This window comes from Leucobacter japonicus (assembly GCF_001273855.1).
In the GTDB taxonomy this organism is placed as follows: domain Bacteria; phylum Actinomycetota; class Actinomycetes; order Actinomycetales; family Microbacteriaceae; genus Leucobacter; species Leucobacter japonicus.
Genome location: NZ_JHBX01000104.1, coordinates 237,018 through 257,013 on the forward strand (window position 1 = coordinate 237,018; position 19,996 = coordinate 257,013).

A 19,996-nucleotide genomic window follows, 5' to 3' on the forward strand; every position below is an offset into this window, starting at 1 on the left:
GACATGACACGCACCACGGCGCCGTCCCCCATCACCACTCCGGGCGATGGGGGCGGCGCCCGCACGCAGGCGTTCGAGGCGCTCGAGCGCGAATTCGAAGACCTGTTCAACCAGTTCCGCCGCTCGGCCATGGCGAACGCAGCTGCGGTCAGCGAGGGCATGCTCCCCGGCTCCTACAAGGTGCTGACGTCGATCTCGCGATGCGGCACCGTGTCACTCTCGGAGCTCACCGAGCTCCTCATGACCGACAAGGGCCAGCTCAGCCGCACCGTGCGCGACCTCGACGAACGCGGGTTGATCGACCGCGCACCGGACCCGTCGGACGGGCGGTCGATCCGACTCTCGATCAGCGATTTCGGGGCCGAGCGCCTCGCCGCCACGCGCGGCGAGAAAGAGCACGAGCTCCGCGACGCGATGCGCGCGTGGTCGGTCGCAGACATCACGCGCTTCACCGAGCTGCTGCACGCACTGTCGATGGGGCTTACTCCGTGAAGTTCGCCGCTGCCCGGGCGATCGCCAGGTAGTCGTCGATGCCGAGCTGCTCGGCACGCACCTGCGGGTCGATTCCGGCGGCGGTGAGGATCGCCACCGTGCGATCAAAGTTGCCGAGTACGGGCTGCACGGCCTGACGCAGCATCTTGCGACGCTGCGCGAACGCGGCGTTCACCAGATCGAAGGTCGCACGGCGCTCCGCTTCGCTGCCTCGCGGCGATTCACGGCGTTCGTACCCGACGAGCACCGAGTCGACGCCCGGAACGGGCCAGAAGATCTTGCGGCTCACCGTCCCGGCGATGCGCCACGGCCCGTACCATGCCGCCTTCGCGCTCGGCGATCCGTACTCCTTCGAGCCCGGCTGCGCCGCAATGCGGTAGCCGACTTCTGCCTGCACCATCACGAGGCCACTGCGCAGCTCGGGAATCAATTCGAGCAGGTGCATCAGGATCGGCACCGACACGTTGTACGGCAGATTCGCCACCAGGTGCTCAGGGGGATGCGGGAAGTCGCCGGCCGTGACCTCGAGAGCGTCGCTGCGCACGACACGGAGGCGCGGATGCGCGGGATCGGCAAAAACGTCCGGCTGCATCGCCCGCGCCGTCGCCGGAAGCTCGGCCGCGAGGCGATCATCGATTTCGACCGCGGTCACATCGGCGCCGATCTCGGTGATGCCGAGCGTCAGCGACCCGAGCCCCGGGCCCACCTCGACCACGCGCGCTCCCGATTCGATGCCCGCGAGCCGCACGATCTTGCGCACGGTGTTCGGGTCGATGACGAAGTTCTGCCCGAGCTTCTTCGTCGGCGAGATCCCCAGACGCTCGGCGAGCTCACGGACCTGCGTCGGGCCGAGCAGCCCGGCCGAAGACGCGTCGTGAGCGTGCTCGAGCGCGCTCATGCGGTCGCCTGCGTTTCGACGTCGGCGTCCCAGGTGCCGTAGACGCGCTCCGTGTTGGCCGCGAGCAGGGCGCACAGCTCGTCGAGCGGCGTTCCGAGCGTCTCGGCGAGGCGGCGCACTGTGTAGGGCAACAGGTAGGGCGCGTTCGGGCGGCCCCGGTACGGCTCGGGCGTCAGGAACGGCGCGTCGGTCTCTGCCAACAGCAGCTCCGGCTTCGCGATCGCGAAGGCTTCGCGCAGTGCCGGGGCGTTCTTGAACGTCGAGGTCCCCGCGACGGAAAGATACCAACCGTGCTCGTTGCAGAGCTTGGCGAGACGAGTGTCGCCCGAGAAGCAGTGGAACACGGTGCGCTCAGGTGCCCCCACGCGCAACAGCGTCGCCACCACCTCGTCGTGTGCATCGCGGTCGTGAATCTGCAGCGCGATGCCGTTCGCCTTCGCGATGTCGATGTGCGCCTCGAACGACTCGATCTGCGCCTCGCGACCGTCTTCTCCGGTGCGGAAGAAGTCGAGGCCGGTCTCGCCGATCGCGCGCACCCGCGGCTGGGCAGCGAGACGCGAGAGCTCGGAGAGCTGCTCGCAGAGCAGCCCCTGCGCGGCGACGCGTGGGGCTTCGTTCGGATGGAGCGCGACCGCAGCGAGCACGCGCGGATCGCTTGCGGCGAGTTGTGCGCTCCACCGGCTCGTCTCGAGATCGGTGCCGACCTGCACGACACCACGAACGCCGACCTGCTCGGCGCGCGCGAGCGAGTCGAGCGGATCGAGCTGGTCGACGCCGTCTTCGAACTCGAGGTGCGTGTGGTTGTCGTAGATCGCGACGGGCAGCGGCTCCGGAGGCTCGGGGCGCGTCAGGTCGCGGCCGCTCGCGCTCGTGCGCTTCCGGATGCCTCCGGTCGGCACAGCGGCGGATGCGTCGTTCACTTGCTTGACTCGTCCGTTTCGATGCGCGGGAAGAGCACGGCGAGCGCGTGCTGCTCAGTGCCTGCGGGCAAGGCGCCCCAGACGCCCGCTTCGCGAATCGGGCGCGCATCGAGTGCACCGAGCGCTGCTTCGGCGCCGAGCGCCGACCAGAGCTTTGCGGTTGCAAGCGGCACCACTGGAGCCAGCAGCTCGGCGAGCACGCGCAGCCCCTCGGTCGCCGTGTAGAGCACTGTACCGAGACGCTCGCGCTGCGCCGGATCTTTCGCCAGTGCCCACGGCTCCTGGTCGGTGATGTACCCGTTGAGAGCGTCGACGAGCTCCCAGACGGCAGCAATCGCCTCGTGGATCACGAATGCCTCGATGCGCGCGTCTGCGCGCTGGGCAACCGAAGCGGCCAGCTCACGAATCGCTGCGTCAGCGGGCTGCTCGGCGCCTGCTTCGGGCACGCGTCCGTCGAAGTACTTGGCGTTCATCGCGAGCACACGGCTCGCGAGGTTGCCGAAGCCGTTGGCGAGTTCGGCCTGGTAACGCGCCGCCAGGTCTTCCCAGCTGAACGAGCCGTCTTGCCCGAAGGAGATGGCGCGCATGAAGTAGTAGCGGAACGCGTCGGAACCGAAGGTGTCGGTGATCTCGTTCGGAGCGATACCCGTGAGCTTCGACTTCGACATCTTCTCGCCGCCGACGAGCAGCCAGCCGTGCGCGAAGACGTGCTTCGGCACCTCGAGACCGGCCGCCATCAGCATCGCGGGCCAGATCACGGCGTGGAAGCGCAGAATGTCTTTGCCGACGAGGTGGTTCGCGGGCCAACGGCGATCGAACTCGGCATCGTCTTGGCCGTACCCGATCGCAGTGACGTAGTTGAGCAGCGCGTCGAACCACACGTACGTGACGTGCGATGCGTCCCACGGAATCGGAATGCCCCAGTCGAACGAGGTGCGCGAGATCGAGAGATCCTCGAGCCCCTGCTGCACGAAGGCGATGACCTCGTTGCGCGCACTGGCCGGCTGCACGAAATCGGGGCGCTCCTCGTAGAGCGCGAGCAGGCGATCTTGAAATGCGCTCATTTTGAAGAAGTAGTTCTTCTCCTGGAGCAGTTCGAGCGGCTTCGAGTGGATGGCGCACACCTTCTGGCCCTCGAATTCGCCCGTGCCGTCGACGATTTCGCTCTTCGGCTTGAACTCTTCGCAGCCGACGCAGTAGAGCGCCTCGAACTCGCCCGCGTAGACGTGGCCGTCATCGTAGAGCTTCTGCAGAAACTTCGCGACGCCCGCTTCGTGGCGCGCATCCGTCGTGCGAATGAAGTCGTCGTTCGAGATATCGATGAGATCGAGCAGCGGCTTCCATGAGGATTCGACGAGCCGATCGGCCCACTCCTTCGGTGCGACCCCGTTCGCGGTCGCCGTGCGCAGGATCTTCTGACCATGCTCGTCGGTACCCGTAAGGAACCACGTGTCGTCGCCCGACTGCCGGTGCCAGCGAGCCAGCACGTCGGCGGCTACCTCGGTGTAGGCGTGCCCGATGTGCGGAGCGTCGTTGACGTAGAAGATCGGGGTCGTCAGGTAGAACGGGGAGGGGTTGGCCATGGGTTCCATTCTATTGGGAAGCAGCGGAGCCGGCGGTCCGCGCGGCCCCGTGGGGCACTACGCGGATGCCACGATGATCTCGGGTTCATGGCGCACGGGGAAGTTCACGGAACTCGCGATGAAGCACGCGGCGTAGGCATCGGCGTGCGCCGCGCGAGCCGCCTCGACCATCGAAGCGTCGGTGACGGTGACACGCGGATGCAGCACCACCTCTTCGAATGCACCCCCGACGCCGCTCTGCCGCATGGTTCCCGTCGCGGCGTCGGTGTACGCGGTCACCACGACCCCGGCGCGCACCGCCATGTGCAGATAGGAGAGCATATGGCACTGCGCGAGTGCGGTGACGAGCAGCTCTTCGGGATTCCAGCGATCCCGATCACCATGGAATGTCGGATCTGCGGACGCCTCCAGTGCCGCTTTTCCGTCGGCATGGACGAGGAGCTCGCGGCCGTACTCCCGGTAGCCGCTGGTGCCGCTCCCCCGGTTGCCCGTCCATTCGATGCCGACCCGGTACTCGTGCAGATCCTTCATGCGTCCAGACTAAACGGAACCCCCCGACACGCGAGAGTAGGATCGACTCCATGAGTTCAGCGACCAGCACCGCAGCAGTCCGCACCGAATCCGCCGTGCCGCAGGAGCGCCTCGTGCGCACCGCGATCCCCGGCCCCCGCTCGCAGCAGATCCATGAGCGTCGTCGCGCCGTGGTGCCTCCCGGAGTGCACAGCGTGCTGCCCGTCTACATCGAGCGCGCCCACGACTCGATCCTGGTCGATGTCGACGGCAACCAGATCATCGATGTGTGCGGTGGCATCGGTGTCACCACGATCGGGCACACCGACGACCGCGTGGTGGCTGCCGCGACCGAGCAGCTCCAGAATGTCACCCACACGCTCTTCACCATGACGCCGTACGAGCCGTACGTCGCCGTTGCCGAGCACCTCGCGAAGCACGTGCCGGGTTCGACCGCTGCCGCACCGTACAAGACTCTGCTCATGAACTCAGGGGCTGAAGCCGTGGAGAACGGCGTGAAGATCGCGCGCAAGTTCACCGGCCGCCCGGGTGTCGCCGTGCTCGAGCACGCGTATCACGGCCGCACGCTTCTCACGAGCAGCATGAATCACAAGGCCGCGCCCTACGCGCTCGGCTACGGCCCCCGCGTCGGCGACATCTACAAAGCACCGAACTCGTACCCCCTTCACGACGGTCTAAGCGGCGTCGACGCCGCGAAGCGCACGATCGCCTACCTCGAGAAGCAGGCCGGCGCATCCGATCTCGCCTGCCTCGTGGTCGAGCCCATCCAGGGCGAGGGCGGCTTCATTGTGCCCGCCGACGGATTCCTCCCGGCACTCGCCGAGTGGTGCCGCGCGAACGGCATCGTGTTCATCGCCGACGAGGTGCAGGCCGGCATGGCCCGAACCGGCTCCGTCTTCTCAATCGAGCAGTTCGGCGTCATCCCCGACATCGTGCTCTCCGCCAAAGGCATCGCCGGGGGCCTCCCGCTCGCCGGCATCACCGGCCGTGCCGAAATCATGGATGCGTCGCAGCCCGGCGGGCTCGGCGGAACCTTCGGCGGCAACCCCGTGTCGTGCGCCGCGGCCGTCGCGGTGTTCGAACAGATCGAAGAGCTCGACCTGCTCGCAGAGGCACGCCGCATCGAGGCGAACTTCGGGGGCGGCCTGCGTGAACTGCAGCAGCGCTTCCCCGCAATCGCCGAGGTGCGCGGCAAGGGCGCGATGCTCGCCATCGAGGTGACGCGACCCGGCACGCTCGAGCCTGATGCCGAGCTCGTCGCCCGCGTGATCGATGCGGCGGCGCAACGCGGAGTGCTCCTGCTCAGCAGCGGCGTACACAACCAGGCGATCCGCTTCTTGCCCTCGCTTAAGATCACCGACGAGCTCATCGCCGATGTGCTCTCCGTGCTCGACGAGTCATTCGCCATCGCGAGCCAGTAACTCCCGATTGACGACAGAACGCCCCGAGCCGGTCACGGCTCGGGGCGTTCTGTCGTTTCAGGAGGAGTGCAGCCCGAGCTGCACGGTGAGTGTGGCGCCCGCGGGCCGCGCGGTGAGTGCTGGCTTAGGCCCGCTCAGCCGTCGGAGTATCCGGGAGGATCACGGGCTCGGTATCGGCCGGCTCCCCATCTGCGGCGTCGGCCTCTGCATCAGGTACGTCTGGGCCGGCTTCGCCCGATTCCGCGCCATCGCGTTCGGGAGCGGACACCGTGTCGTCGTCCGCCACAGGGGACTCTGTCACCGGCGCATCTTCGAGTTCGATGCCGGAGCCGGCGAGGCTGCCCGTGTCGACGACATCGCCAACTGCGTGCACATCGATCACGACGACTGTGACGTTGTCGCGACCGGCGTTATCGAGCGCGTGATGCACGAGCGCCCGAGCCGCGGCCTCGGCGGTCGGCTCAGTCGCGAGGAAGTGCTGGATGCCGATATCGGTGAGCTCTTTGGTGAGCCCATCGGAGCAGATCAGCAGCCGCTGGCCGGGAATCAGCGCGAGCGACGTGTAATCGGGAATCGGTGCCTCGTTGAACCCCACCGCGCGGGTGATCACGTTCGCGTGCGGGTGCACTTCGGCTTCTTCTTCGGTGATCGCACCCGTATCGATCAGGTGCTGCACGACCGAGTGATCCACGGTGATCTGGCTCAGCGCACCCTTGAAGTACTGGTAGACCCGGGAATCCCCGATGTTGAAGACTTTCCAGGTCGGGTCGGCGTCGGTGCCGAGCACGACACCGGTGACCGTCGTTCCGGCGCCCAGTTCGGTGTCGCCGGCGTCGAGCTCGATATCGTCGACCGCATCTCCGAGCGTGTCATCGATGTCGGTCTCGGAAACCGTTTCTCTCCCACCGAGTTCGGCGAGCCGCCGCACCACGGCAGCTGACGCGATTTCACCCGCGGAGTGCCCGCCCATGCCATCGGCGATCGCGAACACAGGCGGCGTGGTCACGTAGCTGTCCTGGTTCGTTTCGCGCCTGCGACCGACATCGGTCAGCGCGAACCACGAGAGCTCGAGTTCGAGGTCGCCGCCGGCGCGGTAGTTCAGACGACGTCGAACGCCGTTCTCTCCGCGAGCCGTCACAGCTTCCCTCCCATAGACACCCGAGCCATACTACCCTGCCTCTGACACCCGCATGGCGTCCCGGCCCGGAGCACCATGGTCGGTGACCAAGGTCACGACGGCATGTGCGGCGTCGATATGCATCTCCAGTTGCTGGGCAGCCGCCCACGTCAACAGTCCATCGATGTCGTCGATGCGCGCGGCCGAAGTGGCGAGCCGACGCACGAGATCTCCCTTCGCCGACTTGTTGAAGTGGTTGAGCGCGCGCACTTCACCGTCTTCCGCACGTTGGGCAACGTGCAAGAACCAGCCTGCGCCTTCCGGCAGCGGTGCGAGCGCGGCGTAGTCCTGGGAACGGAGGTCGAGAATGAAGTCGCTCTCCGTGTGCCACCCCGCATGCTCATGCGCCTCAGTCCAGATCCGCTTCATGGGCGCGTTGAGCGCTGGGAGTCGCGAGCTCGCTGAAAGACGGTATGCCGGGATCGGATCGCCTGCACCGATCAATCCGAACAGCGCGGACTGCACCGCGACATGCGCATGCAGCCACGCGCGCGCGTCCGCATCGAGCGACGCAACATCGAGCGCGTCGTAGAGCACCCCGGTGTACCGCTCGATCGCTGGGAGCACACCGCTCGACTCGAGCTCGAGGTTGCGTTTGGCCTCATCGCGGTTCTTGACGCCGAGCTTCAGCGCCTTGATGGCGCACTCCGGGTCACTGCTCACCGTTTCCAGCGCACCGCGCACACGTTCCCGCGCCGAGCGCAGGGCGTCGGCGTGACGCAGCGCGGTGGGATCGAACGCGCCGGATCCACCGGCGCGCTTCGTCTCCGATGGTGGAAGCAGGAGGAGCATGGAGAGCCTTTCTGGAGTGCACACACGTGAGGCCGGCCGCCACTCCCGAAGGAGGGCGGTCGGCCTCAGTGTGGTGATATCGGGTTACGCGACGGTGGCGCGACCCGCGACGATGGTGATCGTGTCGTGGTCGACCGAGAGGAAACCGCCCTCTGCCTCGACCGAAACCTTCTCGCCACCTGCGGTGGTCACGCGCACCTCGCCCTGCGCGAGCAGAGCAAGGAGCGGCTCGTGACCCGTGAGGATGCCGATCTCGCCTTCGACCGTCTTCGCGATGACCTGGGAGGCTTCGCCCGCCCAGACCTGTCGCTCAGCCGAGACGACGCTGACGTTCAACGCCATGCTTATGCCAGGTCCTTCTGCATCTTCGCCCAGTTCTCTTCGACGTCAGAGATACCGCCGACGTTGAAGAAGGCCTGCTCGGCCACGTGGTCAAACTCACCCTTGGCGATGGCGTCGAACGACTCGATGGTCTCCTTGAGCGGAACCGTCGAACCCTCGACACCGGTGAACTTCTTCGCCATGTAGGTGTTCTGCGAGAGGAACTGCTGGATGCGACGCGCACGCGCGACGGTGATCTTGTCTTCCTCGGAGAGCTCGTCGACACCGAGGATCGCGATGATCTCCTGGAGCTCCTTGTTCTTCTGCAGAATCGCCTTGACCGTGGTCGCCACGCGGTAGTGATCCTCGCCCAAGTAACGGGGGTCGAGAATACGCGAGGTCGAGGTCAGCGGATCGATCGCGGGGTACAGACCCTTCGATGCGATTTCACGCGAGAGCTCGGTCGTCGCATCGAGGTGCGCGAACGTCGTGGCCGGAGCCGGGTCGGTGTAGTCGTCCGCGGGGACGTAGATCGCCTGCAGCGAGGTGATCGAGTGACCGCGGGTCGAGGTGATGCGCTCCTGGAGGATGCCCATCTCGTCGGCGAGGTTCGGCTGGTAGCCCACAGCGGAGGGCATGCGGCCGAGCAGCGTCGAGACCTCGGAACCGGCCTGCGTGAAGCGGAAGATGTTGTCGATGAAGAGCAGCACGTCCTGCTTCTGCACATCGCGGAAGTACTCCGCCATGGTCAGTGCCGACAGTGCAACGCGCAGACGCGTTCCCGGCGGCTCATCCATCTGGCCGAACACGAGGGCGGTCTTGTCGAAGACACCGGCCTCTTCCATCTCGTGAATGAGGTCGTTGCCCTCACGGGTACGCTCGCCGACACCGGCGAACACCGACACACCACCGTGATCCTGCGCCACGCGCTGGATCATCTCCTGGATCAGAACGGTCTTGCCCACACCGGCGCCACCGAACAGACCGATCTTTCCACCCTGCACGTAGGGGGTCAGAAGGTCGATCGACTTGATGCCGGTCTCGAAGAGCTCGGTCTTCGACTCGAGCTGATCGAATGCCGGCGGGGTGCGGTGGATGCCCCAGCGCTCGGTGACCTCGATGGTCTCGCCCTCGGGCAGGTTCAGCACGTTACCGGCAACGTCGAAGACCTTGCCCTTGGTGATGTCGCCGACGGGAACGCTGATCGGACCAGCGGTGTCGACCACTTCCTGGCCACGGACGAGGCCGTCGGTGGGCTTCAGCGCGATGGCGCGGATGAGGTTGTCGCCGAGGTGCTGGGCAACCTCGAGCACGAGCTTCGACGACTCGGTGCCATCACCGAAATCGACGGTGGTCTCGAGTGCGTTGTAGACGGCGGGGATGGCATCGTGGGGGAACTCGATGTCGACGACGGGCCCGGTAACTCGAGCGATCCGCCCGACAACCTTGGTGGCCTCAGTCGCCACTGCGGCGGTTTCGGTCATGATTCTCTCTCTTCGTGCTGTATTAACCGGACAGCGCGTCAGCGCCGCCCACGATCTCGGAAATCTGCTGGGTGATCTCCGCCTGACGCGCGTTGTTCGCGAGGCGGGTGTAATCCCGGATCAGCGAATCTGCGTTATCGCTCGCGGACTTCATCGCCTTCTGCGTCGCTGCGTGCTTCGCGGCCGCCGACTCGAGCATCGCGTTGTACACGCGGGACTCGATGTATGCGGGAAGCAGGCGATCGAGCACGGTATCTGCGTCCGGCTCGAACTCGTACAGCGGTGCCGGCCCATCAGTGGCCTCGGCGACACCCTCGACGATCTGCAGGGGCAGCAGACGGTGCACCTGGGGCACCTGGCTGACCATGCTCACGAGGCGGTTGTAGACGAGGTGGATCTCCTGCGCGCCACCCTCGGCCGCTGAGCGACCGAAGATCTCGAGCAGTGCTTCCGCGACCTCGGCACCCGTCTCGAACGTCGGGTTCTCGGTGTCTCCGGTCCAGACGCGCTCCGAAGGGCGGCGACGGAACGCGAAGTAGCCCTGCGCCTTGCGCCCGAAGAGGAAGTACACGACTTCCTTGCCCTCGGAACGAAGCAGTTCGCTCAGCTCTTCGGCTTCACGCAGCACCTGCGAGTTGAAGGCACCGGCGAGGCCGCGGTCCGACGTGAAGATGACGACCGCTGCGCGCTCCACCTTGTCGGCCTCGGTGAGCAGCGGATGATCGGTGTTCGAGTGCGTGGCGACGGCCGACACGGCGCGAGTAATCGCCGTGGCGTAGGGCGTCGAAGCCTCAACGCGTGCCTTCGCCTTCTGGATGCGAGATGCCGCGATCAGCTCCATCGCACGGGTGATCTTCTTGGTCGTCTGGGCAGAACGAATTTTCTGCCGGTAGACCCGAAGTTGCGCTCCCATGTCTCTCCTGTAGTGGTTGGGGCTGGCTGGTGATCAAGGTTCGGGATCGGGGCGGCGGCTCACACCGCCGCCCCGAAGTCCCTACTTCTTGGTGACGACCAGCTGCTCCTGCTGGATCTCGGCTTCGTCGATGGCGTCGAACTGCTCAGCGAGCGTCTTGCCGCTCGAGGTGCGGAACTCGCTCGAGAACTTCGCGATCTGGCTCTCGAGCTCGGCGACGATATCGTCATCGAGCACGTTGGTGCTGCGAAGCTTCGACAGCGCCTCCGAGTTGCGTCCGAGGTAGTCGAGGAACTCGCGCTCGAAGCGCAGCACGTCTTCAACCGGAACCTCGTCGAGGAAGCCCTTGGTACCGGCCCAGATCGAAACGGTCTGCTCTTCAACCGGGTACGGCGTGTACTGCGGCTGCTTGAGGAGTTCGGTGAGGCGAGCACCGCGAGCGAGCTGCTTGCGGCTGGTCGCGTCGAGGTCCGAAGCGAACATCGCAAACGCCTCGAGCGCGCGGTACTGCGCGAGCTCGAGCTTCAACGTGCCCGAGACCTTCTTGATCGACTTCACCTGAGCGTCGCCACCCACGCGCGACACCGAGATGCCCACGTCGACGGCGGGGCGCTGGTTCGCGTTGAAGAGGTCGGACTGGAGGAAGATCTGGCCGTCGGTGATCGAGATCACGTTGGTCGGGATGTACGCCGACACGTCGTTGGCCTTCGTCTCGATGATCGGGAGACCGGTCATCGAACCTGCGCCGAGCTCGTCAGAGAGCTTTGCACAACGCTCCAGCAGACGCGAGTGCAGGTAGAAGACGTCGCCCGGGTATGCCTCGCGTCCCGGCGGACGGCGAAGGAGCAGCGACACGGCGCGGTATGCCTCGGCCTGCTTCGACAGGTCATCGAAGATCACCAGAACGTGCTTGCCCGCGTACATCCAGTGCTGGCCGATGGCCGAACCGGTGTAGGGAGCGAGGTACTTGAAGCCTGCGGGGTCAGATGCGGGCGAAGCGACGATGGTGGTGTACTCCATCGCACCGGCGTCCTCGAGCGCGCCCTTCACCGAAGCGATGGTCGAGCCCTTCTGGCCGATGGCGACGTAGATGCAACGCACCTGCTTGGTGGTGTCGCCCGACTCCCAGTTGGCCTTCTGGTTGATGATCGTGTCGATCGCGATGGCCGTCTTACCGGTCTGGCGGTCGCCGATGATGAGCTGGCGCTGGCCGCGGCCGACGGGGATCATGGCGTCGATCGCCTTGATGCCGGTCTGCAGGGGCTCGTGCACCGACTTGCGCTGCATCACGCCCGGGGCCTGGAGCTCGAGGGCGCGACGTCCTTCGATGCCGGCGATCTCACCGAGACCATCGATGGGCTTGCCGAGGGGGTCGACCACGCGGCCGAGGTAGCCCTCGCCCACGGGAACCGAGAGCACCTCGCCGGTGCGGGTGACAGGCTGGCCTTCAGCGATGTCGGTGAACTCGCCGAGCACGACGACGCCGATCTCGTTCTCTTCCAGGTTCTGGGCGAGGCCCAGGGTGCCGTCGGCGAAGCGAACGAGCTCGTTCGCCATGACGCCGGGGAGGCCTTCGACGTGCGCGATGCCGTCGGAGGCGTCGACTACGGTGCCGACCTCAGTCTTGCCAGCGTCGGTCGGCTCGTAGGACGCTGCGAAATCCTTCAGCGCGTTACGGATCTCGTCCGGGCTGATTGAGAGTTCTGCCATTTCGTTTCCTCTGTCTGTTCCGGAAGCGCCGCCCCCGGGTGTGAAAAGTTGTCGCTACGCGGCGAGCTGCTGGCGCAGATCGTCGAGTCGGGCACGGACGCTACCGTCGATGACGTTGTCACCGATCTGCACGCGGATGCCGCCGACGAGCTCAGTGTCGATCACGGTGGTGATGCGCACGGGGCGTCCGGCGGACTGCTCGAGAGCTCGAGCGAGGCGATCCTGCTGCGCAGCGGAAAGCGGCACAGCGACGGTCACCGTCGCAAGTTCGCTCCCGGCTTGGTCGGCCGCGGTGTGCGCAGCCTGACGGAGCGTCGCATCGAGACGACGACCGCGCGGGCTGGTGACCAGATGCGAGACCACGGCGAGCGAGGCCTCCGAGGTCTTGCCTCCGAAGAGACGCTGCACGAGTGCGGCCTTCCCTGCGGGGTCGGCCAGCTTGCTGCCGAGGCTGAGCTGCAGATCATGGTTGCGGTCGATCACGTCGACCACCGCGAGCAGATCATCCGAGAGAGACGGGTTCGCCGCGCCCACGGCGCGGATTCCCAGCTCTTCGACGCCCGAGACGAACTCGTCGACATTCGACCAGCGTCCCTGAACGGCTGCGGCGAGAACAGAGCGCGCGCCAGCGGAGAGACCGCTGAACAGCCGCTCGACCACCTGCGTCTTGGCCTGCGCATCGGCCGAGGCGTCGCCGAGCGCCGCAGCGAGCGCAGGGCTCCCCGCGATCTGGCGAGCGGCTGCAAGCAGCTCACTCCCGGCGTTCGAGTCGAGTCCGGCTCCCAGCGCGGTGCGCGCCTGAGCCAGTGCTTCGCGTGACGCGCTGCCCATTACTGTGCCGCCTTCTCGGATGCTTCGAGATCAGCGAGGAAGCGATCGACGAGCGCCGAAGCCTTCTGATCATCGGAGAGCGATTCGCCGACCACGCTCGAGGCGAGGTCGATCGCGAGCGAGCCGACGTCCTTGCGGAGCGAAACGACCGCGCTCTGGCGCTCGCCTTCGATCTGCGCCTGCGCCGCGTGAACGATGCGGGCCTGTTCGGTCGTCGCGTCGTCCTTCGCCTTGGCGACGATCTTGTTCGCGTCGAGGCGAGCCGACTCGCGAATCTCGCCGGCTTCCTGACGTGCGCTGGCGAGCTGCGCGGTGTACTCCTGGAGTGCGGCTTCGGCCTTCGCCTGAGCCTCGTCGGCCTTGGCGATGTTGCCCTCGATCGCCTCTGCACGTGCATCGAGCATCGTCTGCATCTTGGGGAGGAAGACCTTCCAGAACGCGACAAGGATGATGACGAAGACGACCGCAGACCACACGATGTCGTACGTCGCGGGGAGGAGCGGGTTGTGGTTCGCGCCCTCTTCCGCAGCAACGAAGACTGCGTTATTCATCGAGCCTCCCTTTCGAGACTAGGGAAAGGTGGAATCGGATTACGCGGCGAAGATGAACGGCGTAGCGATCGCGATGAAGGCCAGGGCCTCGGTGAACGCGATACCGATCCACATGAGGACCTGGAGGCGGCCGGCGAGCTCGGGCTGGCGAGCGACACCCTCGATGGTCTTGCCAACGACGATACCCACGCCGATGGCGGGGCCGATAGCGGCGAGGCCGTAACCGACGGTTGCGATGTTGCCCGAGATTTCAGCGAGAACAGACACGGTATGTGTTTCCTTCCGTATGTGAGTGCGGCGGTTGCCGAACCCGTGGGTTTAGTGCTCTTCAGCCAGCGCGAGCTGGATGTAGACGGCGGTGAGAAGTGCGAAGACGTAGGCCTGCAGAACGGCGACGAGAATCTCGAAGAGCGTGAACGCTGCGCCGAAGGCGAAGGTGCCGACTCCGAAGAGCTTGAAGAAGCCCTCGCCCGAGAAGAGGAAGAACTGCGTCGCTGCGAAGAGCAGCACGAGCAGCAGGTGGCCGACGAGCAGGTTCATCATGAGTCGGAGGGTCAGCGTGACCGGACGGATGATGAAGGTCGAGATGAACTCGATCGGGGTGACGATGATGTAGATCGCCTTGGGCACGCCCGAGGGGAACAGCGCGTTCTTGAAGAAGTTGCCGGGGCTCTTCTTGACGCCCGCGTAGATGAACGTGACGTACGAGACGACGGCGAGCACCAGCGGGTAGCCGATGACCGAGGTTCCGGCGATGTTCAGGCCGGGCACGATGCCGGTGATGTTCAGCGCGAGGATCGAGAAGAACATCGCGGTGAGGATCGGCAGGAAGCGACGGCCGTCTTTCTTGCCCAGCAGGTCTTCGGCGATGTTGACACGCACGAAGTCGAGCGCCATCTCCGTGAGCGACTGGCCACGGGTCGGAATGACCCGCATGCGGCGGGTTCCCAACCAGAACAGAACGAGCAGCACGACCATCATGAGGACGCGGATCATCATGATCCGGTTCATGGCGAACGGGGTGCCTTCGAAGAGCACGATGTCGGGGAAGAACTCGGCCATCGTCGGCGCGTGGAATTCACCCTCTTCGGCCGCAAAAAAGACGGGGGCCACGAGGTGCAAAGCGTTAGCGAACAGCGCCATTCTCCTGACTTCGGTGCGGCATCAGCCTGCACAGTGTCGAACGGTGGTCATACCCCGGGGCGTCGTAGGCACAGCTCAAGCCAGCCCTGCAGGGAACGTATCTGAGTGTATCAATAATTCCGCTCCAGGAGAAACCCGAAGCGGCTTGGTGTGATGAAGTCGGCTAGGACTGCGTCGGTGCGGAAAGAATCGGGATGCGCGAGCGGGTGATGACCACGACGTCGAGGGCCAGAGATGCGATGACGCTCGCGATCACTCCGAAGAACATCACTCGCGTGTCGAGCCACTCCGCGTCGCGCAGCAGCACGACCACGACGATGAAGACGATGAACTTGAACACCCAGCTGCCGAGCACGATGCCGAAGAACGCGGTGATGTAGAAGTCGCGCTCGATGAATCGGTTCGCGAATGCGATGCTGCCGACCGTCATCATGAGGAACAGGCCGCCGAGCGCCGTTCCGATGATGCCTCCCCAGAGCCCGGCCGTGCCGCTGACGAGGTAGCCGATCACGGCGAAGACGACGACGAGTGCGCCGATGACGACGAGCCCCCATCGCAGCGCCCGTAGCAGCACGGGCTGCGAAGCCGGCATCGGCCTCGGCTCGATCTCGTCGGGCTGCACGGAGTCACTCACTCTGGGGTCCTTTCAGCGGAGTCTTCCTGGCGAGCGATTCGGCGCGTGCTGCGTCGGCTCGGGAGCTCCGTCCGCTCAACGGTACCAAGTGACGGCGCGCGAGAGCTGCGCGTACTCGATTCGCCGGGAATCGCAGCAGCGCAAAGGTCGCAGCGGTACCGGCTGCGAGCACGATGCCCGGAAGGAGAAAGTCTTGGGTCGTGAACACCAGGAGCACCGCGATCGAAATCGTCGCGGTGCCCGAGTAGAAGATGCACACGGCCTGGATGGGCGAGTGGCCCATGTCGAGCAGGCGATGGTGCAGGTGCAGGCGATCCGCGGTGAAGGGGCTTGTTCCGGCACGGAGTCGGCGGAAGACCGCGAGTGAGAAGTCGGCGAGCGGAAGCGCGAGGACCGCGATCGGCAGAATGATCGGGATGTAGCTCGCAAGCACCAGCTTTTGGTCGAGTGCCGCCGGGTTCAACTGGCCGGTCACCGAGACCGTCGACGTCGCCATGAGCAGCCCTACCAGCAGCGCCCCGGTATCTCCCATGAACATGCGCGCGCGGTGCCAGTTGAATGGCAGGAAGCCGATGCAGATGCCGACGACCACGATGGCGATGAGACTCGCGAAGATCACGGAATCGACGCGACCGATCTGATCGTTCAGCAGCAGCGTGTAGACGAAGAAGAGCGCATTGGCGATGATGGCGACGCCGGCGACGAGTCCGTCGAGGCCGTCCACAAAGTTCACCGCGTTCATCACGAGCGTCATGAGAAAGACCGTGATGACGAAGTTGACGAGTGGAGACCCGATGATGAGGGTATCGCCGAACGGCAACGACACGATCTGCACACCGTTCCAGGCGAGCAGTCCCGCCGCAGCGAGCTGCGCGGCGAGCTTGATCATCCAGTCCAAATCGAGCAGATCGTCGAGCACACCCACAACCGCGATGAGCGCGCAGGCACCAAAGAGCGCCCACATCTGGTTGCTGCCCGAAAACAGCGATGCGAACTCCCGCTGAGTCGCAGCGACGATGAACGCGGCGATAATGCCGACGAACATCGCGATCCCGCCCAGCCGGGGGGTTGGGGCCTGATGCACGTCTCGCGCACGCACTTCGGGGGCGAGGTTGAAGCGCCGACTCAGGCGCAGCACCCCCCAGGAGGCTGCCGCAGTGACGAGCGCGGCAACCGCGACGACCGTCACGTAGGCGAGCATGTCACTCCCCGAAAACAACCTGCGGCAGCAGTTCCGCGATGGCCTCGCGCGACACCCCGCCCTGACGCAGAATTCGAATCTCCCCGCCGGCTTCGGTCAATCCGGTCGCATCGATGATCGTGGAGGCAACTCCATCGGCTCCCGATTCGCCGGCTTCGAGGTACACGGCGACCGCATCGCCGAGCATGTTCTGCGCGGCGGCGGCGGTGCGGGCTGCGGGCTCGCCCGTCAGGTTCGCCGATGACACCGCGAGCGGCCCTGTTTCGCGCAGCAGTTCAATGGCGAGCGGCTGATCGGGAATGCGCAGCGCCACTGTGCCGCCCGTCTCCCCCAGATCCCAGCTGAGCAGCGGATTCGCGCGCGTGATGATGGTGAGCGCACCGGGCCAGAATGCCTCCGCGAGCGCGTGAACGGGGGCGACGACCTCTGCGGCGAGTGCTGCGAGGGTGTCGGTGTTCGGAATCAGCACGGGCGGCGGCGATTGCCGCCCTCGGCCCTTCGCATCGAGCAAACGCTGCACGGCCTCCGGGCTGAACGCGTCAGCCGCGACGCCGTACACGGTGTCCGTGGGCATCACGATGAGCTCGCCGCGTCCGATCGCCTGCCGAGCGGTGCGGGTACCCGCGAGCAGTTGCGAGTTGTCGGTGCAATCGAAGACTTCGGCCATAACGCGCCAGTCTACTCCCGCTCGCGGGTTGGTTTCCGAGTGCTCTCCGACCGCCGGCTCCGGCAGGCTCAGCGTATCGCCGTCGTCGTGCGATCGCGCCCCGTGAGGTCTGCATGGGTCTCGGGCTGCTGCCATCCATCGGCCGCGAGCAGTTCCCGGATCGCGCGCCCCTGCAACTCAGCGTGCTCGAGCACGAGCAACCCGCCCGGAGCCACCCACTGCAGGGCAGAGCTGCTGATGACCCTGATGAGGTCGAGCCCGTCGGCTCCGCTGTACAGCGCGAGCTCGGGGTCGTGGTCACGCACTTCAGGGTCACGAGGCACCATGCCGCTGGGCACGTACGGTGGATTCGAGACGAGCACATGCACCGTGCCGCGCAGCGCTGCGAGATCAGGCAGCTCGTCGAGATGCTCCACGTCGCCCAGCAACAGCGCGACACGGCCGTCGCCCCACTCGTCGACGTTGCGCTGCGCCCACGCGTGCGCTTCTCGACTCTTCTCCACCGCCCACACGCGTGCTCGCGGCACTTCGTGGGCGATCGACAGGGCAAGCGCCCCGCTCCCCGTGCACAGATCCACGACGATGGGCTGGGGATCCGGCACACGACTCGCGGCGTCGATAGCGAACTGGGCCGCCGTCTCGGTCTCGGGCCGGGGCACGAATACGCCCGGGCCGACGGAGAGCTCGATGGAGCGGAAAGGCGCCCGCCCGGTGAGGTGCTGCAGCGGTACGCGTCGAGCGCGTTCATCGGCGATCTCGCGTATGCGGGACGTGTCGCCATCGGACACCGCATCGGCCAGAATCGCCAACGCCTGGACGCGCCCCCGCGTCACGCCGAGCACGTGCCCGACGATCAGTTCGGCGTCCGTCCGCGCATCGACGATGCCGTTCGCCGCGAGCTGGTCCACGATCTCGACGAGCAATCGAGAGACCGGAGTGCCGGCATCGCCGGTCGCTGGAGTGTGCTGCACTCCCCCAGACTCGCACACGTCGCCGGCACTCCCGAATCGGCATCGAGCGACGCGCCGCACCTGTCATCTCACGACTTACTGCATAACCCTTTCGAACCACTCGAATAAGGAATCGATATAATTTGAGGCGGCCCCGGGGCGTCTCGCTGCCGGAACATCGATGCGGCCGGAACCCCATCCCAGACTTCAGGAGGATGCAGCACCATGGCACGGACCTACGACAACATCACGCAGGCATTTGGCAATACTCCCCTCGTACGCCTCAACCGTGTCACGGAAGAGGCCGGCGCAGAGGTGTTCGCGAAACTCGAGTTCTACAACCCCGCAGGCTCGGTGAAGGATCGCATCGGCATCGCCATCATCGACGCCGCTGAGCAGTCGGGCGCATTGCAGCCCGGCGGCACCATCGTCGAAGGCACGAGCGGCAACACCGGCATCGCACTCGCGTTCGTCGGTGCGGCGCGCGGCTACCGCGTGATCCTCACCATGCCCGAGACCATGAGCATCGAGCGCCGCAAGCTGCTGCTCGCCTACGGTGCCGAGATCGTGCTCACCGAGGGCCCGCTCGGCATGAAGGGCGCTGTCGCCAAGGCGCAGGAAATCGCCGAGAGCACGCCGGGCGCGATTCTCGCGCAGCAGTTCGCGAACCCCGCGAACCCCGCAATCCACCGCGCCACCACGGGCCCCGAGATCTGGAACGACACCGACGGCAGCGTCGATATCTTCGTCGCCGGCATCGGCACCGGCGGCACCATCACCGGCGCCGGCGGCTACCTCAAGGAGCAGAACCCCGGCGTGCAGGTCATCGCCGTTGAACCAATCGACTCCCCGCTGCTCACCGAGGGTACGGCAGGCCCGCACAAGATCCAGGGACTCGGCGCGAACTTCGTGCCCGACATCCTCGATCGCGAGATCTACGACGAGGTCATCGACGTCACGCTCGCCGATTCCATCGCGAAGGCTCGTGCCCTGGGCACCGAAGAGGGCATCCTTGCAGGCATCTCGGGTGGCGCAGCCGTCTGGGCCGCCACGCAGGTCGCGAAGCGCCCCGAGAACGCGGGCAAGAAGATCGTGGTCGTCGTACCCGACTTCGGCGAGCGCTACTTCTCGACCGTGCTGTTCGAGGATCTGGGCGCCTAGTCTCGATCCTCGGAGTTTCTGCAGTGAGCGTGTTCTCCCGCATCCGCGAAGACATCTCCGCCGCCCGCGCGCACGATCCCGCTGCGCGCGGTTCGGCGGAGGTGTTCTTCGTGTATTCGGGGCTCCACGCCGTCTGGTGGCACCGGGTCTCGCACACCCTCTGGCAGCGCGGCCTGAGGTTTCTGCCGCGCGCGATCTCGCAGATCTCACGCTTCTTCTCGGGTATCGAGATTCACCCGGGCGCCACCATCGGGCGGCGCCTCTTCATCGACCACGGGATGGGCGTGGTCATCGGCGAAACCGCCGTCGTCGGCGACGACGTGCTGATCTACCACGGGGTCACTCTCGGCGGTACCGGCCACGACCGCGGCAAACGCCACCCGACCATCGGCGATCGCGTCGTCATCGGCGCCGGAGCAAAGCTTCTCGGGAACATCGAGCTGGGCCACGACAGCGCTGTCGGGTCGAATGCCGTCGTCGTGCGCTCCGCTCCCCCGTGGACGACGCTCACGGGCATTCCTGCACAGGGGCGTCCACGCCGCGGCGCCCCGATCATGGAGCAGCCCGACATGGCAGACTTCTACGTCATCTGAACGCAGCGCCTCACCGAGCTGGT

Annotated in this window: 22 protein-coding genes; 4 read left to right on the top strand and 18 right to left on the bottom strand. The window is 65.9% G+C overall.

Annotated features, from left to right (window positions below):
• Positions 1–3: 3 nt before the first annotated feature.
• Positions 4–492 (top strand): MarR family winged helix-turn-helix transcriptional regulator, encoded by a 489-nt coding sequence (locus AMS67_RS05525; protein ID WP_053386465.1) that lies wholly within the window; start codon positions 4–6, stop codon positions 490–492.
• Here AMS67_RS05525 and rsmA read toward each other — a convergent pair.
• The 4 genes from rsmA to AMS67_RS05545 are packed head-to-tail and all read right to left on the bottom strand — an operon-like array spanning position 482 to position 4,424.
• Positions 482–1,390: a 16S rRNA (adenine(1518)-N(6)/adenine(1519)-N(6))-dimethyltransferase RsmA gene (gene rsmA / locus AMS67_RS05530; RefSeq protein ID WP_053386466.1), complete on the bottom strand. Its 909-nt coding sequence runs from the start codon at positions 1,388–1,390 to the stop codon at positions 482–484. The two genes, AMS67_RS05525 and rsmA, sit on opposite strands and share 11 nt — an antisense overlap.
• On the bottom strand, positions 1,387–2,310 hold the full coding sequence (locus AMS67_RS05535) for a TatD family hydrolase (protein WP_082305318.1): 924 nt from the start codon (positions 2,308–2,310) through the stop codon (positions 1,387–1,389). The genes rsmA and AMS67_RS05535 overlap by 4 nt, the downstream gene beginning before the upstream one ends.
• Positions 2,307–3,893: a methionine--tRNA ligase gene (gene metG, locus AMS67_RS05540; RefSeq protein ID WP_053386467.1), complete on the bottom strand. Its 1,587-nt coding sequence runs from the start codon at positions 3,891–3,893 to the stop codon at positions 2,307–2,309. The genes AMS67_RS05535 and metG overlap by 4 nt, the downstream gene beginning before the upstream one ends.
• Positions 3,894–3,950: 57 nt before the next feature.
• Positions 3,951–4,424, bottom strand: a complete 474-nt coding sequence (locus tag AMS67_RS05545) for an OsmC family protein (RefSeq protein ID WP_053351968.1) — start codon at positions 4,422–4,424, stop codon at positions 3,951–3,953.
• A gap of 50 nt (positions 4,425–4,474) precedes the next feature.
• On the opposite strand from AMS67_RS05545, the gene AMS67_RS05550 reads away from it, so the two are divergent.
• A complete protein-coding gene (locus tag AMS67_RS05550; protein WP_053386468.1) occupies positions 4,475–5,845 on the top strand; it encodes an aminotransferase class III-fold pyridoxal phosphate-dependent enzyme in 1,371 nt (456 codons plus the stop codon).
• Positions 5,846–5,969: 124 nt separating this feature from the next.
• Here AMS67_RS05550 and AMS67_RS05555 read toward each other — a convergent pair whose 3' ends face one another.
• The 14 genes from AMS67_RS05555 to prmC form a co-directional block, all read right to left on the bottom strand.
• Positions 5,970–6,983: a PP2C family protein-serine/threonine phosphatase gene (locus AMS67_RS05555; RefSeq protein ID WP_053386469.1), complete on the bottom strand. Its 1,014-nt coding sequence runs from the start codon at positions 6,981–6,983 to the stop codon at positions 5,970–5,972.
• A gap of 30 nt (positions 6,984–7,013) precedes the next feature.
• Complete coding sequence (locus tag AMS67_RS05560; RefSeq protein ID WP_053386470.1) at positions 7,014–7,814, bottom strand: YaaA family protein; 801 nt, start codon at positions 7,812–7,814, stop codon at positions 7,014–7,016.
• 84 nt (positions 7,815–7,898) lie between these two features.
• Positions 7,899–8,156, bottom strand: a complete 258-nt coding sequence (locus AMS67_RS05565) for a F0F1 ATP synthase subunit epsilon (RefSeq protein ID WP_053351964.1) — start codon at positions 8,154–8,156, stop codon at positions 7,899–7,901.
• Between the two features lie 2 nt (positions 8,157–8,158).
• Positions 8,159–9,619 (bottom strand): F0F1 ATP synthase subunit beta, encoded by a 1,461-nt coding sequence (atpD, locus tag AMS67_RS05570; protein ID WP_053351963.1) that lies wholly within the window; start codon positions 9,617–9,619, stop codon positions 8,159–8,161.
• Positions 9,620–9,641: 22 nt separating this feature from the next.
• The gene (locus AMS67_RS05575; RefSeq protein ID WP_053351962.1) at positions 9,642–10,532 is read right to left on the bottom strand and encodes a F0F1 ATP synthase subunit gamma; all 891 of its coding nucleotides are present in this window, start codon (positions 10,530–10,532) and stop codon (positions 9,642–9,644) included.
• An 81-nt stretch (positions 10,533–10,613) separates the two neighbouring features.
• Positions 10,614–12,242: a F0F1 ATP synthase subunit alpha gene (gene atpA / locus AMS67_RS05580; protein WP_053386471.1), complete on the bottom strand. Its 1,629-nt coding sequence runs from the start codon at positions 12,240–12,242 to the stop codon at positions 10,614–10,616.
• A 54-nt stretch (positions 12,243–12,296) separates the two neighbouring features.
• A complete protein-coding gene (locus tag AMS67_RS05585; RefSeq protein ID WP_053386472.1) occupies positions 12,297–13,073 on the bottom strand; it encodes a F0F1 ATP synthase subunit delta in 777 nt (258 codons plus the stop codon).
• Positions 13,073–13,624, bottom strand: coding sequence for a F0F1 ATP synthase subunit B (locus tag AMS67_RS05590; protein WP_053386473.1), 552 nt, complete (start codon positions 13,622–13,624; stop codon positions 13,073–13,075). The genes AMS67_RS05585 and AMS67_RS05590 overlap by 1 nt, the downstream gene beginning before the upstream one ends.
• A 39-nt stretch (positions 13,625–13,663) precedes the next feature.
• On the bottom strand, positions 13,664–13,891 hold the full coding sequence (gene atpE / locus AMS67_RS05595) for an ATP synthase F0 subunit C (RefSeq protein WP_010157574.1): 228 nt from the start codon (positions 13,889–13,891) through the stop codon (positions 13,664–13,666).
• A 51-nt stretch (positions 13,892–13,942) separates the two neighbouring features.
• On the bottom strand, positions 13,943–14,767 hold the full coding sequence (gene atpB, locus AMS67_RS05600; protein WP_156316549.1) for a F0F1 ATP synthase subunit A: 825 nt from the start codon (positions 14,765–14,767) through the stop codon (positions 13,943–13,945).
• 163 nt (positions 14,768–14,930) lie between these two features.
• The gene (locus AMS67_RS05605; protein ID WP_053386474.1) at positions 14,931–15,401 is read right to left on the bottom strand and encodes a Cg1360 family ATP-synthase-associated protein; all 471 of its coding nucleotides are present in this window, start codon (positions 15,399–15,401) and stop codon (positions 14,931–14,933) included.
• Positions 15,394–16,602 carry an MraY family glycosyltransferase gene (locus AMS67_RS05610; protein ID WP_156316550.1) on the bottom strand — a complete coding sequence of 403 codons (1,209 nt, stop codon included), beginning with the start codon at positions 16,600–16,602 and terminating at the stop codon, positions 15,394–15,396. The genes AMS67_RS05605 and AMS67_RS05610 overlap by 8 nt, the downstream gene beginning before the upstream one ends.
• 1 nt (position 16,603) lies before the next feature.
• Complete coding sequence (locus tag AMS67_RS05615; protein WP_053386475.1) at positions 16,604–17,269, bottom strand: L-threonylcarbamoyladenylate synthase; 666 nt, start codon at positions 17,267–17,269, stop codon at positions 16,604–16,606.
• A gap of 68 nt (positions 17,270–17,337) precedes the next feature.
• Positions 17,338–18,240 carry a peptide chain release factor N(5)-glutamine methyltransferase gene (gene prmC / locus AMS67_RS05620; protein ID WP_053386476.1) on the bottom strand — a complete coding sequence of 301 codons (903 nt, stop codon included), beginning with the start codon at positions 18,238–18,240 and terminating at the stop codon, positions 17,338–17,340.
• Positions 18,241–18,444: 204 nt separating this feature from the next.
• Between prmC and cysK the strand changes: the two genes are divergently transcribed.
• Both cysK and cysE read left to right on the top strand, forming a co-directional pair.
• Positions 18,445–19,380, top strand: a complete 936-nt coding sequence (gene cysK / locus AMS67_RS05625) for a cysteine synthase A (RefSeq protein ID WP_053351955.1) — start codon at positions 18,445–18,447, stop codon at positions 19,378–19,380.
• A 23-nt stretch (positions 19,381–19,403) separates the two neighbouring features.
• Complete coding sequence (gene cysE, locus AMS67_RS05630; RefSeq protein ID WP_053351954.1) at positions 19,404–19,973, top strand: serine O-acetyltransferase; 570 nt, start codon at positions 19,404–19,406, stop codon at positions 19,971–19,973.
• The last annotated feature ends 23 nt before the right edge of the window (positions 19,974–19,996 follow it).

Bases quoted from the DNA above. Each gene is read 5' to 3' on its own strand.
- cysK (WP_053351955.1), top strand. From the start codon at position 18,445: ATGGCACGGACCTACGACAACATCACGCAGGCATTTGGCAATACTCCC.
- AMS67_RS05565 (WP_053351964.1), bottom strand. From the start codon at position 8,156: ATGGCGTTGAACGTCAGCGTCGTCTCGGCTGAGCGACAGGTCTGGGCG.
- atpD (WP_053351963.1), bottom strand. From the start codon at position 9,619: ATGACCGAAACCGCCGCAGTGGCGACTGAGGCCACCAAGGTTGTCGGG.
- AMS67_RS05545 (WP_053351968.1), bottom strand. From the start codon at position 4,424: ATGAAGGATCTGCACGAGTACCGGGTCGGCATCGAATGGACGGGCAAC.
- AMS67_RS05575 (WP_053351962.1), bottom strand. From the start codon at position 10,532: ATGGGAGCGCAACTTCGGGTCTACCGGCAGAAAATTCGTTCTGCCCAG.
- metG (WP_053386467.1), bottom strand. From the start codon at position 3,893: ATGGCCAACCCCTCCCCGTTCTACCTGACGACCCCGATCTTCTACGTC.
- AMS67_RS05610 (WP_156316550.1), bottom strand. From the start codon at position 16,602: ATGCTCGCCTACGTGACGGTCGTCGCGGTTGCCGCGCTCGTCACTGCG.
- AMS67_RS05585 (WP_053386472.1), bottom strand. From the start codon at position 13,073: ATGGGCAGCGCGTCACGCGAAGCACTGGCTCAGGCGCGCACCGCGCTG.
- AMS67_RS05615 (WP_053386475.1), bottom strand. From the start codon at position 17,269: ATGGCCGAAGTCTTCGATTGCACCGACAACTCGCAACTGCTCGCGGGT.
- AMS67_RS05560 (WP_053386470.1), bottom strand. From the start codon at position 7,814: ATGCTCCTCCTGCTTCCACCATCGGAGACGAAGCGCGCCGGTGGATCC.
- AMS67_RS05550 (WP_053386468.1), top strand. From the start codon at position 4,475: ATGAGTTCAGCGACCAGCACCGCAGCAGTCCGCACCGAATCCGCCGTG.
- rsmA (WP_053386466.1), bottom strand. From the start codon at position 1,390: ATGAGCGCGCTCGAGCACGCTCACGACGCGTCTTCGGCCGGGCTGCTC.
- AMS67_RS05525 (WP_053386465.1), top strand. From the start codon at position 4: ATGACACGCACCACGGCGCCGTCCCCCATCACCACTCCGGGCGATGGG.
- atpA (WP_053386471.1), bottom strand. From the start codon at position 12,242: ATGGCAGAACTCTCAATCAGCCCGGACGAGATCCGTAACGCGCTGAAG.
- atpB (WP_156316549.1), bottom strand. From the start codon at position 14,767: ATGGCGCTGTTCGCTAACGCTTTGCACCTCGTGGCCCCCGTCTTTTTT.
- AMS67_RS05590 (WP_053386473.1), bottom strand. From the start codon at position 13,624: ATGAATAACGCAGTCTTCGTTGCTGCGGAAGAGGGCGCGAACCACAAC.